A 14,890-nucleotide genomic window follows, 5' to 3' on the forward strand; every position below is an offset into this window, starting at 1 on the left:
TGAGTTAAACCTTATTATTTCCGGCTGCGGCGCACGGGGAATGCGGGAAGTACCGCATTTTGTAGCACACGTCCGGCATCCGTGGAAAACGTTAATGCGTCGCCCACATCCTGCGTCTCCACAATTTTGCCGTCTTCCATCACCATCACGCGATGGCAAAAGCGCTCGACCAGACGTAAATCGTGCGTGATAAACAGACAGGCGGTGCCGAACTGCTGCTGCAATTTTTTGAGCAAGCGGATCACGCCCGCCTGCAACACCAGGTCGAGGTTAGAGACCGCCTCATCAAGAATCAGCAGTTTGGGTTCAACCGTCAGCGCCCGCGCCAGGCACACACGCTGGAGCTGTCCACCGCTGAGCTGCGGTGGCCGCTTGTCGAGTACGCTGTCGTCCAGATCTACCGCGTTGAGCATTTCACTGGCGCGGGCCATTTGCTCAGACTTGCTCAGCGACAGCAGATGACGCATCGGCTCGCGCAGAATTTCACGGACAGTTTTACGCGGATTCACCGCGCTGATGGAGTCCTGAAACACCATCTGAATATCACGGCGAAACGCTTTTTGCGCCGCGCGGTTAAGCTGGGATAACGGTTTTCCCTGCCAGCACACCTCACCCTGCGTCGGGGATTCTAAACCGACCAGCAGACGCGCGAGGGTACTTTTGCCACAGCCGCTGCGGCCAAGCAATGCCACGGTTTCGCCCTTTTTCAGGTGCAATGACACCTCTTTCAACACCGCCTGATGCTGATGTTTGCCGCTCAGGTTTGAGTGCGCATACTGGTGCGAAAGGTCAGAGACGGTGAGTAATGTCATGATGCCAGCTCCATACCGTACAGGGCGAGGTGCGCCGACACCAGATTACGGGTAATGCTGTGCTTTGGTGCGTTGAACACGGTTTCGACGTCGCCCTGTTCCACAATATTCCCGTTGTCCATGACTGCCACATCGTCCGCCAGTCGCGCGACGACGCCCATATCATGGGTGACCAGCAGCATACCGGGCGCCCGGCGTTGCATAATGCTCTCCAGCAGGTCGAGAATGCGCGCCTGCGCGACAACGTCCAGGTCAGTGGTCGGTTCGTCGGCGATGATAAACGGCGCGTCGCACAGCACCGCCATCGCGATCATCATGCGTTGTAACATCCCGCCGCTCATCTCGAACGGGTAAAGTTTCAGGACGCGTTCCGCGTTCTCCAGCCCCACGGCCTCCAGCGTCTGGATAAGCGTGGCGTCGTCAGCGGGTTTACCTAATGCCAGACCGGTTTCCCGCGCATGGGCCGCCATGGTGTGCAGCGGATTAAACGCGCTACGCGGGTTCTGCATAATGGTGGCGATTTTGACGCCGCGCAGGTCGCAGGGGGAAATGTGTTTACCATCCGCCAGCAGGGTTCCTGCCGTTTGACGTACGCCCGGAGGCAGAATGCCCAGCGCTGCCGCGCAGGTCAGCGATTTACCGCTGCCGCTGCCGCCTACCAGCGCCAGTACCCGCCCGCGTTTGAGCGACAGCGAAACGCCATGCACCAGCGGTCTGTCCGCTGTCAGGGTAATATTCTGTAATTCAATCTGTTGCGGCATCAGTGAGCATGCTCCGTGTCCAGATGGGGATCGAGATGATCGCGCAGTGCGTCACCCACCAGGTTAAAGGCCATCACGCTGATAAACAGCGCCAGACCCGGCCAGAACATTTGTAATGGCTGAGTCCAGATATACTGGCGCGCATCGTTAATCATCACGCCCCATTCCGGGGTGGGGGCGGTGACGCCGAGGCCGAGGAATGACATCCCGGCGACGTGCAACATCATGTGACCAATATCCAGCGTCGCCAGTACCAGCAAAGAGGGGATCACCGCTCCGGCCAGATGGTCGACAAACACCCGCACATGACCGGCACCGGAAAGGCGCGACGCGAGCACAAATTCACGCTGGCGCAAAGAGATGACCAGACTGCGCACCATGCGGGCGTACCATGCCCAGTGTGAGAGCGCGATGGCGATGATGACGTTCGTCAGTCCCGTCCCCAACACGCCGACCATAAAAAAGGAGAGGATCGAGGTGGGGAAGGTCATAAACATATCGGCGATGCGCATGGTGATTTGATCGACACGGCCACCGATCAACCCGGCGCTGCCGCCAACGGCAAGCCCCAGCGCCAGCACTAACAGCAGGCAGGCCATCACCGAACCCAGCGAGACTCGCGTTGCCGCCAGCAGACGAGAAAAAATATCACGGCCCAGATGATCGGTGCCCAACCAGTGCTGGCTCCCCGGAGAGAGCAAACGCGACGATAAATCAATGGCCTGCGGATCGTAGGGCAGCCACCACTGACTGGTGAGTGCAATCATCGCCAGCAGGGCGATAATGACCATTGCCAGGCGCACCGACCAGCGCGAAGAGAGAAAAAAGTTCACGAATGCGCTCCTTCATGGCGGCGAATGCGCGGGTCCAGCGCAGCGTTCAGTAAATCCACAATCAGATTACAGACGACAAAAACCACCACCATCATCAGCGTAAAGCACTGAATGACTGGGTAGTCCCGGTTAAAAATCGCCGAAACCGCATAGCGCCCGACGCCAGGCCAGGCAAAGATGTTTTCGATAATCATGGTGCCGCCAATCAGCTCGCCAATATGCATACCCACCGCCGTAATCATCGGCAGCGATGCGTTACGCAGAATATGACGACGTTCCGTTTGCTTCTCATTCAGACCACGCAGACGCGCCCAGGTGACGTGCCGTTGTCCGGCGACCTCGAGCATACTGGCGCGCAGCAAGCGGGCGTTGATCGCCAGCGACATAAAGGCTATCGACACGGCAGGCAAAACGATGTGCTGCCAGCCGCCGTAACCCATTGCGGGTAGCCATTGCAAATAGACGGAGAAGAACATCACCAGCAGAAAGGCGAGCCAGAAGTTAGGCATCGACACGCCGAGAAAGGCGATGAAACGCACGGCAAAATCCGGCAGACGGTCACGGTGACGCGCCGCCCAGATGCCGAGCGGTACGGAGGTGAGCAGGATAAGCACCAACGCCGCGCCCGCCAGTTGCAGTGTGGCAGGCAGGAAGTTGAGTACGTCATCCAGCACCGGACGCTGAGTAGCGAACGAGATGCCGAAATCCAGATGCAGCGCCTTCCACAGCCAGGTTCCGTACTGGACGGCCAGCGGCTGATCCAGTCCCAGCATGACCCGCGTAGAGGCGACCATTTCCGGCGTCGGCGGCAGGCTAGAGAGACGTAAATAGTCGAGCGCAGGGTCGCCGGTTCCCAGGCGCAGCATCAAAAAGATAATCACCGAGGCGGCGAAAACTATCGGGATCAGCAGCAGAATACGCCGCAAAGCATAACGTAACATCAGGGTTTCACCGCGCTTATCTGTTCAAACGGGATCTCAGTGGCGATAGGAGCATAAGGGATGGTTCCCAGTGCCGGTTTCGCAACCACCATCATGGAGATGTAGCTTATCGGCAGATAGACCGCGTCGTTGTGCAGGCGGGTCAGAATGTCGCGGTACAACGCCTGGCGCTTGTTCTCATCTGTGGTGGAAAGCACCTCGCCAATCTCTTTATCGATCAGCGGTTTGTCTGGCAACCCTTGCTGTGCCTGGAAGTCAGCATGCGAGGGAACGCGCATTGAACTCATAAAGGCGTGCGGATCGTACGGCGCGCCCCAGGTGCGGTTGAAAACCATGCCGAAGCGCCCGTCGCGCTGGCGGGCGTAAATACTGCTCTCTTCTTCGCCGATAAGTGCCACATCGACGCCAACCTGACGCATATCAGCCTGAATGATTTCGGCCATTGATTTGCTCAGCGCGTCGGTGCCGATAAACGACAGCTCAATGCGCAGCGGCTGGCCGTTTTTCTCGCGGATCTCTTTCCCGGCGGGCAGAACCCAACCGGCTTTTTCCAGCAGTGATTTGGCCTGCTGCGGGTCATATTCGCGTGGTTTCAGACCGATGTCGGCGTAAGGCACTGAGGGCGAAAACAGCGTATTCGCCACCTGCTGTGTGCCGTACAGCGCATTGTCGATGAGGGACTTTTTGTTCACGGCATGATTCAGCGCTTCGCGTACCGCCAGCTCGTTGGTGGGGGCTTTAGCAGAGTTGAGCGCCAGCATCACGGTTTCAATCGGTTGTGAAAGCTGGGTGTGGTAAGTCGGTGTCTGGCTAAACCGGGCGAACGTGTCGAGGGGCAGCAACCCCTCGTTACCGTAAAGCAGATCGATATCACCGGTTTCAAAGGCCACGGCACGGGTGGTCGGGTCTGGGATCACCTTGACGGTAATCTGGCGAATCTGGGGTTTCTCCCCCCAGTAATGGTCGTTACGTACCAGCACGTCGTATTGATTGAGCTTTGATTCTTTCAGTATCCACGGCCCCGTGCCGATGGGTGCTTTAATACCGTTCATCGTTTCGTTGTTTTTAAATTGCGATGGGGCGATAAAGCGGAAAGGGCGCGGCAGGGAAAGCTCCTGCAAGAAGGGGTAGTACGCGCTTTTCAGCGTGATTTGCAGCTCGGTTTTACTCAACGCATTGACGTCGGTTATCTGATTGGTCAATTCCAGCCAGCTATGACGTTGGCGGTTATCTAACACCGTGCGGAAATTTTCCGCTGCGGCGTGCGCATCAAAGACTTCGCCATTCGAGAATGTAACGTCATCGCGCAGGGTAAACACCCAGGTTTTACCGTCTGCCGAGTGGCTCCAGCTTTTTGCCAGCCACGGTTTCACGGAACCGTCTGCCTGATATTTTACCAACGGTTCATACACCATGCTCTGGGCGAACATTTGATTCGGCGTGTAAAGGTGCGGGTTGAGTGGCCCCACATTTACCGGCCATGCGGTGGTTATCTCGTCAGGTGCGGCGGCGTGTGCGAGGAATGACGCACAGGCCAGCAGCGCAAATACAGTGCGGCGTAATCTGGTCAAAATGGTGGCCCTAAATGATGAATAGAAGTACGACTAAAAGGGTATGACGATTCTAGAGATTCATCATACTTTTGACGTGTTCTGGATCAATAGATGGGCAACCAGAAGGGAAATGTATACAAAAATCGTAGAGTAAATAGTGAGAAACGGGCGCGGGATGCCCGTGTTTCTCAGCGGTTATGTCAGGCAACCGCGTCCAGTCTCTGTACTGATGCAGCGGTAATCTGAAACGGCGTAGGGGTGCATACGGCCAGGCTCAGTGCATCAAGCTGGCAGTGGCTGACCGACAAGGTAGATGCGAGTGTGCTATCGACGCTGACGATTTGCCAGGCGGTGCCGCCGCGCTGTTTCACCATCGCTTCTTTACGTGTCCAGATGCGCCAGAACGCGGCCAGTTGTTGGTCCGGATGCTCTGCTTCCATCTCGGCATGTTCCCCGAGGCTGAATACCGCATTGGCCAGCGCCCGCCAGTTATGGTGCGGACGAATGATTTCGAGATCGCAACCCACCTCGCCTTCGTCGCTCAGCAGCAGGACGATGTCATCGCCGCTGTGACTCAGATTGAACCACAGCGGGGTCTGGGCTGAAAACGCCGGTTTTCCCTGTTCGCCGTAAACAATCTCGGGCAAGGGTGAAAGCGCGTGGGATAGCAGCACACGGCCCGCCAGCCAGCGGGCGCGACGCTTGCCTTGTGGGGCTTGAGCGTACAGCGAAGACGGCAGGGCGCCTTTGCTCAGTGTCGACACTTTTCCCAGAACGATCCGGTACATATCAGGACCAACGTTTAATAATAATGGAATTTACACAGTGTATCATTTGTCATCTTATCCCGGTAATCGACTCTTCGGTCGTCCTGGCCCCAGCAGTATTGCCAGTTTGCTGCCGCCTTTGGTGGTTTCCATCCAAATTTTGCACACGCTGGTTAAGGGAACAGAAAGTAGCATACCTACCGGGCCTAATAACCATCCCCATACCAGTAATGAGAGGAATACCACGAGAGTGGACATTCCCAGACGATGTCCCATGATGCGTGGTTCCAGAATATTACCGATAACCATATGAACCACTAAAAAGAGCGCCCCCACCAGGATACATTCATAAAACCCATTAAATAACAGCGCCTGGACAATCGGCGGCACCGCAGAAATAACAGAACCGATATTGGGAACATAGTTCAGCAGGAAGGCCAGCACGCCCCACATGAGCGCAAACTGAATCCCCATCAGCGCAAGCCCCAGCCAGATAATGGCGCCGGTCCATAAACTCAGCAGCGTTTTCAGCGCCAGATAGTGTGAGACGCCTTTTAACGCCCGATGCAGTCCGGCAATGTGGATCCGCGGATTATTCAGCGCAAAACGCAGTTTGTACGGGACGTGGCGGACTTCAAACAGCATGAACACGACGGTCATCACCAGCAGCACAACGCTGGCCATCGCGCCTGACAGCCCGGTCATCAGCGCCGTAGTGAAGGTCATCAGCTTTTCAGAATCCATGCGTTGCAGCATACGCTCTGGCGACAAATGGAGATTGAGAAACGGCACCATCTGCTGCAGGTGCAGGAGTTTGCGTGTCAGCTCTTTGTTATATTTCGGCAACATAGCAATGAACTCATTCACCGAGGAGGCCAGCACGCCGACAAGCGCAGTGAGCACGATGAGCATCACGACGACCACCAGCGTGATCGCCAGCGGACGACGCAAACCCCGTCGAATGAACCAGGTGACCAGCGGGTTCAGGACAATGGCGAAAAAGAGCGCCAGTAAGAGTTGCACAATGATATCTGCTGCGGCATGAATCCCGGCCAGAATGACCACTAACGCCGCCAGTTTTAGCAGAATGTGCAAACCCGTTTTGTCAGGCTGAGGGGTCGTCATGTCTACGTCCTTCTTGTGTTTCGTTTGCTAAGTGTAGCGGCTGGCTTGCGGCTGCTAATCTGAATCTTGCTGCTGATTTTCGTGGCCGGGCATGATAGAAATGAAACACTGTTGTAAGAACGTGGTGGATCCCATGCCAGAACCCGTCGCTGAACCGGCGCTCAATGGATTACGTCTTAATCTACGCATTGTCTCGGTTGTCATTTTTAACTTCGCCAGCTATCTGACCATCGGCCTGCCGCTCGCGGTACTGCCTGGCTATGTTCATGATGTGATGGGATTCAGCGCCTTCTGGGCGGGGCTGGTCATCAGTCTGCAATACTTTGCGACCCTCCTGAGTCGGCCCCATGCCGGACGTTTTGCCGATCTCCTTGGGCCAAAAAAAATCGTGGTATTCGGTCTGTGCGGCTGTTTTTTAAGTGGCCTGAGCTATTTTCTGGCGGGCGTCACCAGCGGCTGGCCGATAGCGAGCTTACTGCTATTGTGTCTGGGGCGGGTGATATTAGGTGTCGGCCAAAGTTTTGCGGGAACCGGCTCCACGCTGTGGGGTGTCGGGGTGGTGGGGTCGTTGCACATTGGGCGGGTGATTTCGTGGAACGGAATTGTCACCTATGGGGCAATGGCGATGGGGGCGCCGCTCGGCGTGCTGTTCTACGCCTGGGGTGGTTTGCAAGGGCTGGCGCTGACCATAATGGGCGTCGCCTTGCTGGCGGTGCTGTTTGCGCTCCCGCGCCCGGCTGTGAAAGCCAGTAAAGGCAAACCCATGCCGTTTCGCGCTGTGCTCGGACGGGTCTGGCTGTACGGCCTGGCCCTGTCGCTGGCGTCTGCCGGATTTGGCGTAATAGCCACCTTTATCACCCTGTTTTATGACGCCAAAGGCTGGGACGGCGCGGCGTTCGCCCTCACGCTGTTTAGCTGTGCGTTTGTCGGCACGCGTCTGTTGTTTCCCAATGGCATCAATCGGATCGGCGGTTTAAATGTGGCGATGATCTGCTTTGCGGTGGAGGTTGTCGGGTTGCTGCTGGTGGGGATGGCAGTACTGCCGTGGATGGCGAAAATCGGCGTATTGCTGGCAGGGGCCGGATTCTCGCTGGTCTTCCCGGCGCTGGGCGTGGTGGCGGTGAAAGCGGTGCCGCAGCAAAACCAGGGCGCAGCGCTGGCAACCTATACGGTGTTTATGGATTTGTCGTTGGGCGTTACCGGGCCACTGGCCGGGCTGGTGATGACATGGGCGGGTGTGCCGGTTATCTATCTGGCGGCGGCGGGACTGGTGGCGGTTGCGTTTTTGTTGACCTGGCGGTTAAAAAAACGGCCCCCGGCAACAATGCAGGAGGCCGTATCATCGTCTTAACCGTTACTGAATGACCAGCGTGTTAATGATGTTTTCAGCGGCAGTTTGCGCTTTTTGCTGATCGTCCGCAGGCAGCGTGATTTGCATGGTCAGCAGTTGGTCGCCCACTTTACCCAGCACCACGGAAGAGTAAGCGGTCTGGCCTTTCGCCGAAATAATGCTGTCTAACTGCTGGAACGTATGGCCTTTCAGCTCGATAGATTTGTTGGTCACGACCTGCAATTGCGGGTCGCGGCTACGCTGTTGCTCTTCCAGACGTTTCGCCAGCACGGCCAGCTCTTCTTTGGTGTCGTCGCCCACAATCACAATGACGGCTTTCTGGCCGGTGGCGTCAGAATAGACGTGCATATTGTTGGCCTGAGTCCCCAGCTTGCCGCTCTGATCGGTCATCTCTGCCGGCAGTGAGAAACTGAGTTTGCCATCCATCAGGCTGACAGGTTGTCCGGTTGCGTTACTTTCCGCTGTGGCACCCTCTGCCGGAGCTTTCGTATCGCTGTTATCACAGGCCGCAAGCCCCATAACCAGCAGGCCAATACCGACATATTTAACCAGATTGCGCATTGACTTCTTCCTTTCGATAAACGGCCATAACGGCTCATTCGCCCATCTTATCACAACTCGGAAAATGAACCTTTAACTCGTCTGTAATGCCGAGATTTCAGATTTATCTGCCAGCCTTTTCAGCAACATATTCAGCAATACGCCATACATCGGCAGGAAGAAGACGAGGCTGATCAGCACTTTGAATGCGTAGTCGACGAGCGCTATCTCCATCCAGTGCTCGGCCATAAACGCGTCCGGGCTACGCCAGAAAGCGATAAAGAAGAAGGCGAGCGTATCACTGACATTACCAAACAGCGTCGATGCTGTCGGCGCCAGCCACCAGCGACGATTCTGGCGCAGGCGATTAAAGACGTGCACATCCAGAATCTGCCCCAGCGCGTAAGCCATAAAACTGGCGGCGGCAATACGGGCGACAAACAGGTTGAAGTGCAACAGCGCGCCAAATCCCTGCCAGGAACCCATATAGAACAGCGACGAGATGACATAGGAGATCAGTAGCGCCGGGATCATCACGGCAAAGATGATTCTCCGTGCCAGCGGCGCGCCAAAAATACGCACGGTCAGATCGGTGGCGAGAAAAATAAAGGGAAAGCTAAACGCGCCCCACGTGGTGTGGAAACCAAAAATGGAAACCGGGAGCTGCACCAGATAGTTACTGGAGGTGATCACCAGCAAATGGAAAAGCGATAGCCAGAACAACGCGTTTACGCGCTGCGTTTGAGAGAACTGCGTCATATTGTGACCTTTTTAGCGATGGGGTGAGGGAACCCAATAAAAAACCGCCGAATGATACTGCGTTCTGCGCGCTTTGCAATGGTTGTTTTTCACGCAATCGTTAACCTGATTGGCTTACTTGCAAACTGGCGGTAAACTACCGCCGTTTTTTGCGTAAATGAGACGATGATGACTTTCCTGCTTTCTACTCCCGACCATACGCTTGATGCTCAGGGACTGCGCTGCCCGGAACCCGTCATGATGGTACGTAAAACGGTACGCACCATGCAGACAGGCGAAACGCTGTTGATTGTCGCTGACGATCCGGCGACGACCCGCGACATCCCCGGTTTTTGTACCTTTATGGAACATGAGCTGTTAGCGAAAGAGACGGAATCGCTGCCGTACCGCTATTTGATCCGTAAAGGACGGTAAGCGGTGCCGGATGGCGCTTACGCTTATCCGGCCTGCAAAGAATAATACTCCACGTGCAGCCCGTAAGCCGGATGGCGCTTACGCTTATCCGGCCTACAAAGAATAATACTCCACGTGCAGCCCGTAAGCCGGATGGCGCTTACGCTTATCCGGCCTGCAAAGAATAATACTTCACGTGCAGCCCGTAGGCCGGATGGCGCTTACGCTTATCCGGCCTACAAAGAATAATACTCCACGAGCAGCCCGTAAGCCGGATGGCGCTTACGCTTATCCGGCCTACAAAGAATAATACTCCACGCGCAGCCCGTAGGCCGGATGGCGCTTACGCTTATCCGGCCTACAAAGAATAATGCTCCACGAGCAGCCCGTAAGCCGGATGGCGCTTACGCTTATCCGGCCTGCAAAGAATAATACTCCACGTGCAGCCCGTAAGCCGGATGGCGCTTACGCTTATCCGGCCTACAAAGAATAATACTCCACGTGCAGCCCGTAAGCCGGATGGCGCTTACGCTTATCCGGCCTGCAAAGAATAATACTTCACGTGCAGCCCGTAGGCCGGATAAGGCAACGCCGCCATCCGGCAATAGTATCAGCGGCGCAACAGCCGCAGCGCGTTCGCCGTCACCAGCACCGTCGCCCCCGTATCCGCCAGCACCGCCAGCCAAAGACCGGTTATCCCCAGCAGCGTCGTGACAAGGAAAATCCCTTTTAATCCCAGCGCAATGCCGATGTTCTGTCGAATATTGGCGTGGGTCGCACGCGCCAGTTGAATCATCTGAACCAGCCCGCGCAGGCGGTTATGGGTCAGAGCGGCATCGGCGGTTTCCAGCGCGACATCTGTACCGCTGCCCATCGCGATGCCAATCGCGGCCGCTTTCATGGCGGGCGCATCGTTAATACCGTCGCCAACCATCGCCAGCGGCGACTGCTGGTTAAGGGCAGAAACGGCCTTGACCTTATCTTCTGGCAGCAGCCTGGCTTTAAATTCCAGACCAAGCTCACGGGCGATCGCCGCTGCGGCACGCGGGTTATCGCCGGTCAGGATCACGCCATTCACCCCTAACGTTTTGAGTTCGCTAACGGCGGTGTGGGCATCCTCACGCAGCGTATCCTGTAACGCAATCACGCCAAGAATCGTCTCGTTACGCAGCACCAGCACCACCGTTTGTCCGGCGTTTTCCAGCGCGTCTATCTGCCCGGCAAAGGTACCGGCTGGTTGTTTACCTGCCGCGCAAATCAGCACGCGCTCGTCGTTGACCAGCGCTTCAATGCCGGAACCGACCAGCGCACGTTGAGACTGCGCGGCGGGAATACTCAGTTTGCGCGTTTGGGCTTCACCGACGATGGCCTGCGCCAGCGGGTGCGTCGCTCCTTGCTCCACCGCCGCTGCCAGTGCCAGCAGGTCAGATTCGCTAATTTCTGCTGCCGGATGAATCGCCGTAACACGGGGTTTCCCGACGGTCAGCGTACCGGTTTTATCAAACGCGACATGGGTGACTCTGCCCAGTTGTTCCAGCGCGGCCCCTCCTTTTATCAACGCGCCACGGCGCGCCGCGGCGGCCAGCCCGGAAGTAATCGCGGCGGGTGTTGAGATAACCAGCGCACACGGGCAACCAATCAGCAGCAGCGTCAGACCTTTATAAATCCACTCCTGCCATGAGGCGGCGAACAGCAGCGGCGGAACGAGGGCGACCAGCAGCGCGATGGCCATAATCGCCGGCGTATAAATTCGGCTGAAACGATCGATAAAACGTTCGATCGGCGCGCGGCGTTCTTCGGCCTCTTCAATCAGCTTCAGAATGCGGTCAATCGCGCTGGCGCCCGGTTCAGAAAGCACTTCGAGCGTAACAAGACGGTCAACGCTGGTAGCGCCCGCAGGCACTTTTTCGCCTGTTGCGCGTTCAACCGGGATGGATTCTCCCGTCAGCGCGCTTTCATCAAAACTGGCGAAACCGGAAACCAGTTTACCGTCAGCGGGCAAGCGCCCCCCGGCGGCAACTTCAATCATATCTCCCGGTTGCAGGGTCGCGATCGCCACCTCTTCACGCTGTCCGTTGCGGATGCGCGTGGCGGTTTCTGGCTTGAGCGCCATCAGCGCGCTGACCCCTTTACGGGCGCGGCTGGCAGCCCAACCTTCCAGGCGTTCGCCAATCAGGAACAGCAGTAGCACCATTGCCGCCTCTGCGGTGGCGCCAATAAACAGCGCGCCAATGGCGGCGACGCTCATCAGCGTCTCAATGGCGAAATAGCTGCCGGTTTTCATCAGGCGCAGCGCCTGGCGGGCAATCGGGTAAAGACCGACCAGCGTGGTGGCGATAAACGCGAACTGACCAAAAGGATGGTTGAACTGCTCCAGCCCCCAACTGATCGCCATCATGATGATAAGCGTAATCAACGGCAGGTTTTCATTAAACCGGGACTCCGGGGCTTCTGCTGATGCCTGTTCGTCGCGCAGGGTGTAGCCCGCGTTTTGGACGGCGCTTTCAATTTGCTGACGCAGATTTGGGCCTGCGTCGACCACCAGTTTTTCCGTCGCGAAGAGCACCTGAACCTGATTAACGCCGCTCACCTGGCGTACGGCATTCTCGACTTTTCGCGCACAGGCGGCGCAATCCATACCCGCGACTTTCCAGGTATAACGGGTGCCTTCAATCGTGTCGGAAACAGGGAGGGAAGAGGCGCTACACGTCCCTTCACAGCAGCAGTCATCTGACTTCTGTGGCGCGGGAGCAAGGGTAAAGGATGAAAATTGTGGTGCCTTTTTGCCATCAGTTTCGGGTGTCGACATGGCATCCTCCGGTCGATGATAATTTTCTCATTAACCGGAGGATACACTCTGGAGTCGACTCCAGAGTCAAGCGTTATTAGAGATAAAGTGAGCGAACAATCAGGAAGTGCCCCGCGAAGTAGCAGGCGGCGGCAATCGCGTTATCCGCACGGAAGCGATAGCGATAGTGGCTTCCCAGCCAGACAATATTGCTAATGAACAACAATGCCGCCCCCATAAACGCAGAAAACGCCGGTGCGGTGGGACGGAAGAACCACAGTTCACCGGCCAGCCAGACCATCACCAGCGTCATCGCGATAAACGTACACACCGGTAAGCGTAACTCTTCCAGACGCGTCCAGATGACGGCGATCAGCAGCGCACCCAGCACCAGCAGTACCAGCGGCAGCGGCCAGAAGAAGGAGAGCGTCATCTGGCTGGCGAAGTAGATGGTGTACAGCAAGTGCGACAAGAAGAACGCGCCAATGGCATACAGCAGACGCTGGCGAGGCAGCAGGGTCAGCGCGTCGCCCACCAGTGTGGCGCACAACCCCGCGAGGACGAGGTAGCTGACGGCACTGAACATCGGCGCTTGCCAGGCCAGTAACAGCAGGAGTAATAGAGTGACGGGTTTAAAGACCCAACGTTGCCACGCCGGCCCACGATAAGAAGCATCCACAAATAACCATGCGGAAAGACAGACAGCGATAAACGACCAAAGCATCTTAGTTCCTTGAATTCGTTATTTTTTCGTAAGCGATATGCTCACGGCCACAGTGTCCAGTGTAGAGGCGGGTACAGGCGGATGACAACACCATAACAGGCAAGGTATGCTTATTTCCGTATTTTCTGATGGGTTAAAAACATGAGTAAGCCACCTCTTTTTTTCATTGTTATCATTGGGTTGATTGTCGTTGCTGCGTCGTTTCGCTTTGTTCAACAGCGGCGAGAAAAAGCAGATAATGAGAACGCGCCGTTACTGCAAAAGTCGGTAGTGGTCAGCAATAAACGTGAAAAACCGCTCAATGACCGACGCTCGCGCCAGCAGCAGGTCACCCCGGCGGGTACGTGTATGCGTTATGAAGCGAGCTTTAAACCGCAGAGCGGCGGTCTGGAACAAACCTTCCGTCTTGATGCACAGCAATATCATGCGCTGACCGTGGGAGACAAAGGCACGCTGAGCTACAAAGGAACGCGCTTTGTCGATTTTGTGGGTCAGACAGAGGCCCGGTAACCGTGGCGATACCGGGCAAAAAAATCACTTCTTCATCTGTGACTTCAGTTTCTTCTGCCAGACCAGCAGTTCAAACACACCGAACAGGAAAATGCGGATTTTTTCACCGGTAGTCATCTGCGGCCCCTCTTTTGGCAAGGTGCTTTTCAGCAACGCGAGCTGCATACCGTGCATCAACGCCATAAAAATCAGCGCGACATTCACGAAGATATTGAGTGGCCGTGGGAAAGGTTGTACCACGTTAAGCAATAAAAACGCCCAGACGCAGAGCATCAACAACCGTCCCAGATTAATCAGCATTACATTCTCCTTGTTTTTCTCTTTGATATAAACGGTATGCGACTTGTCCGGCCACTTTTTCGCGATACAGCGACCAGTTTTCCGGGACGGGCGGCAGACCGTTTTCGACTTCGCTTTCGACATAAATATAGGCTTCATCCGCCAGCCAGCCGCGCGTTTCCAGTAATGTCAGCGTCTCTTCCAGCAGTCCTTTACGAAAGGGGGGATCGACGAAAACCACGTTGTGCGGCGTCCCGGTTTGGGCAAGGTGCGCCAGGGTGTTGGTATTGATGACCCGGGCATTGCTGGCTTTCAGCGTCGCCAGATTTTTTTGCAACTGTTGGGAAACCGCGCGATCCATCTCCAGTAGCGTCGCGCCAGCCGCGTAGCGAGACAGCGCCTCCAGCCCCAGTGCGCCGCTGCCCGCAAAACAGTCCAGGCAGTGGGCGTCGACCATGACGGGCGCCAGCCAGTTGAACAGCGTTTCGCGCACCCGGTCAGTCGTCGGGCGCAGACCCGGGCTGTCCGGAACCGGGAGTTTACGACCTCGCCATTGTCCGCCAATAATCCGGATTTGACCGCTGCCTGAGTGATTCGGTTTTTTCATGTCAATAATGGCCCAATCCGCGGCTGATACGTAATACCAGGCGGTGATGTGAATTAAGTTAAGTGATAGACTATTTCATCATTTTTATAGCTGCTATGTACATAGCGTTGACGCTGTGCCATGAAGCAACAGCGGGGAGTATGGTCG

Annotated in this window: 16 protein-coding genes; 3 read left to right on the top strand and 13 right to left on the bottom strand. The window is 56.2% G+C overall.

Going from position 1 to position 14,890, the window contains the following annotated elements:
• Window positions 1-14: 14 nt before the first annotated feature.
• The 7 genes from nikE to ACO7SM_RS01080 form a co-directional block, all read right to left on the bottom strand.
• The gene (nikE, locus tag ACO7SM_RS01050; RefSeq protein ID WP_276293578.1) at window positions 15-812 is read right to left on the bottom strand and encodes a nickel import ATP-binding protein NikE; all 798 of its coding nucleotides are present in this window, start codon (window positions 810-812) and stop codon (window positions 15-17) included.
• Window positions 809-1,573: a nickel import ATP-binding protein NikD gene (nikD, locus tag ACO7SM_RS01055; RefSeq protein WP_490469375.1), complete on the bottom strand. Its 765-nt coding sequence runs from the start codon at window positions 1,571-1,573 to the stop codon at window positions 809-811. The genes nikE and nikD overlap by 4 nt, the downstream gene beginning before the upstream one ends.
• Window positions 1,573-2,406: a nickel ABC transporter permease subunit NikC gene (nikC, locus tag ACO7SM_RS01060; RefSeq protein ID WP_490469376.1), complete on the bottom strand. Its 834-nt coding sequence runs from the start codon at window positions 2,404-2,406 to the stop codon at window positions 1,573-1,575. Before nikC ends, nikD begins: the two co-directional genes overlap by 1 nt.
• Complete coding sequence (gene nikB / locus ACO7SM_RS01065) at window positions 2,403-3,347, bottom strand: nickel ABC transporter permease subunit NikB (RefSeq protein WP_490469377.1); 945 nt, start codon at window positions 3,345-3,347, stop codon at window positions 2,403-2,405. Before nikB ends, nikC begins: the two co-directional genes overlap by 4 nt.
• Window positions 3,347-4,921, bottom strand: coding sequence for a nickel ABC transporter substrate-binding protein (gene nikA / locus ACO7SM_RS01070; protein ID WP_490470844.1), 1,575 nt, complete (start codon window positions 4,919-4,921; stop codon window positions 3,347-3,349). The genes nikB and nikA overlap by 1 nt, the downstream gene beginning before the upstream one ends.
• A gap of 179 nt (window positions 4,922-5,100) precedes the next feature.
• Window positions 5,101-5,688 carry a 4'-phosphopantetheinyl transferase AcpT gene (acpT, locus tag ACO7SM_RS01075; RefSeq protein WP_490469378.1) on the bottom strand — a complete coding sequence of 196 codons (588 nt, stop codon included), beginning with the start codon at window positions 5,686-5,688 and terminating at the stop codon, window positions 5,101-5,103.
• A gap of 54 nt (window positions 5,689-5,742) precedes the next feature.
• Window positions 5,743-6,792 (bottom strand): AI-2E family transporter, encoded by a 1,050-nt coding sequence (locus ACO7SM_RS01080; RefSeq protein WP_490469379.1) that lies wholly within the window; start codon window positions 6,790-6,792, stop codon window positions 5,743-5,745.
• A 91-nt stretch (window positions 6,793-6,883) separates the two neighbouring features.
• Here ACO7SM_RS01080 and ACO7SM_RS01085 point away from each other — a divergent pair, with 91 nt between their 5' ends.
• Window positions 6,884-8,143: an MFS transporter gene (locus ACO7SM_RS01085; protein ID WP_490469380.1), complete on the top strand. Its 1,260-nt coding sequence runs from the start codon at window positions 6,884-6,886 to the stop codon at window positions 8,141-8,143.
• Between the two features lie 3 nt (window positions 8,144-8,146).
• Here ACO7SM_RS01085 and ACO7SM_RS01090 read toward each other — a convergent pair whose 3' ends face one another.
• Both ACO7SM_RS01090 and ACO7SM_RS01095 read right to left on the bottom strand, forming a co-directional pair.
• Window positions 8,147-8,704 carry a DcrB family lipoprotein gene (locus ACO7SM_RS01090; protein WP_192614221.1) on the bottom strand — a complete coding sequence of 186 codons (558 nt, stop codon included), beginning with the start codon at window positions 8,702-8,704 and terminating at the stop codon, window positions 8,147-8,149.
• Window positions 8,705-8,776: 72 nt separating this feature from the next.
• Window positions 8,777-9,442, bottom strand: a complete 666-nt coding sequence (locus ACO7SM_RS01095) for a 7-cyano-7-deazaguanine/7-aminomethyl-7-deazaguanine transporter (protein WP_192614222.1) — start codon at window positions 9,440-9,442, stop codon at window positions 8,777-8,779.
• Window positions 9,443-9,610: 168 nt separating this feature from the next.
• Here ACO7SM_RS01095 and tusA point away from each other — a divergent pair, with 168 nt between their 5' ends.
• Window positions 9,611-9,856, top strand: a complete 246-nt coding sequence (gene tusA, locus ACO7SM_RS01100; RefSeq protein WP_490470845.1) for a sulfurtransferase TusA — start codon at window positions 9,611-9,613, stop codon at window positions 9,854-9,856.
• Between the two features lie 589 nt (window positions 9,857-10,445).
• Here tusA and zntA read toward each other — a convergent pair.
• Window positions 10,446-12,644: a Zn(II)/Cd(II)/Pb(II) translocating P-type ATPase ZntA gene (gene zntA, locus ACO7SM_RS01105; protein WP_490469381.1), complete on the bottom strand. Its 2,199-nt coding sequence runs from the start codon at window positions 12,642-12,644 to the stop codon at window positions 10,446-10,448.
• Between the two features lie 76 nt (window positions 12,645-12,720).
• Window positions 12,721-13,347 carry a lysoplasmalogenase gene (locus ACO7SM_RS01110; protein ID WP_192614224.1) on the bottom strand — a complete coding sequence of 209 codons (627 nt, stop codon included), beginning with the start codon at window positions 13,345-13,347 and terminating at the stop codon, window positions 12,721-12,723.
• 141 nt (window positions 13,348-13,488) lie between these two features.
• On the opposite strand from ACO7SM_RS01110, the gene ACO7SM_RS01115 reads away from it, so the two are divergent.
• On the top strand, window positions 13,489-13,857 hold the full coding sequence (locus tag ACO7SM_RS01115; protein ID WP_490469382.1) for a DUF2500 domain-containing protein: 369 nt from the start codon (window positions 13,489-13,491) through the stop codon (window positions 13,855-13,857).
• A 24-nt stretch (window positions 13,858-13,881) separates the two neighbouring features.
• Here ACO7SM_RS01115 and ACO7SM_RS01120 read toward each other — a convergent pair whose 3' ends face one another.
• Together ACO7SM_RS01120 and rsmD are read right to left on the bottom strand one after the other, a co-directional pair.
• Window positions 13,882-14,157 (bottom strand): DUF1145 family protein, encoded by a 276-nt coding sequence (locus ACO7SM_RS01120; RefSeq protein ID WP_192614226.1) that lies wholly within the window; start codon window positions 14,155-14,157, stop codon window positions 13,882-13,884.
• On the bottom strand, window positions 14,147-14,743 hold the full coding sequence (gene rsmD / locus ACO7SM_RS01125; protein WP_490469383.1) for a 16S rRNA (guanine(966)-N(2))-methyltransferase: 597 nt from the start codon (window positions 14,741-14,743) through the stop codon (window positions 14,147-14,149). Before rsmD ends, ACO7SM_RS01120 begins: the two co-directional genes overlap by 11 nt.
• Between the last annotated feature and the right edge of the window lie 147 nt (window positions 14,744-14,890).

This window comes from Citrobacter sp. LJND-P06, assembly GCF_058188415.1.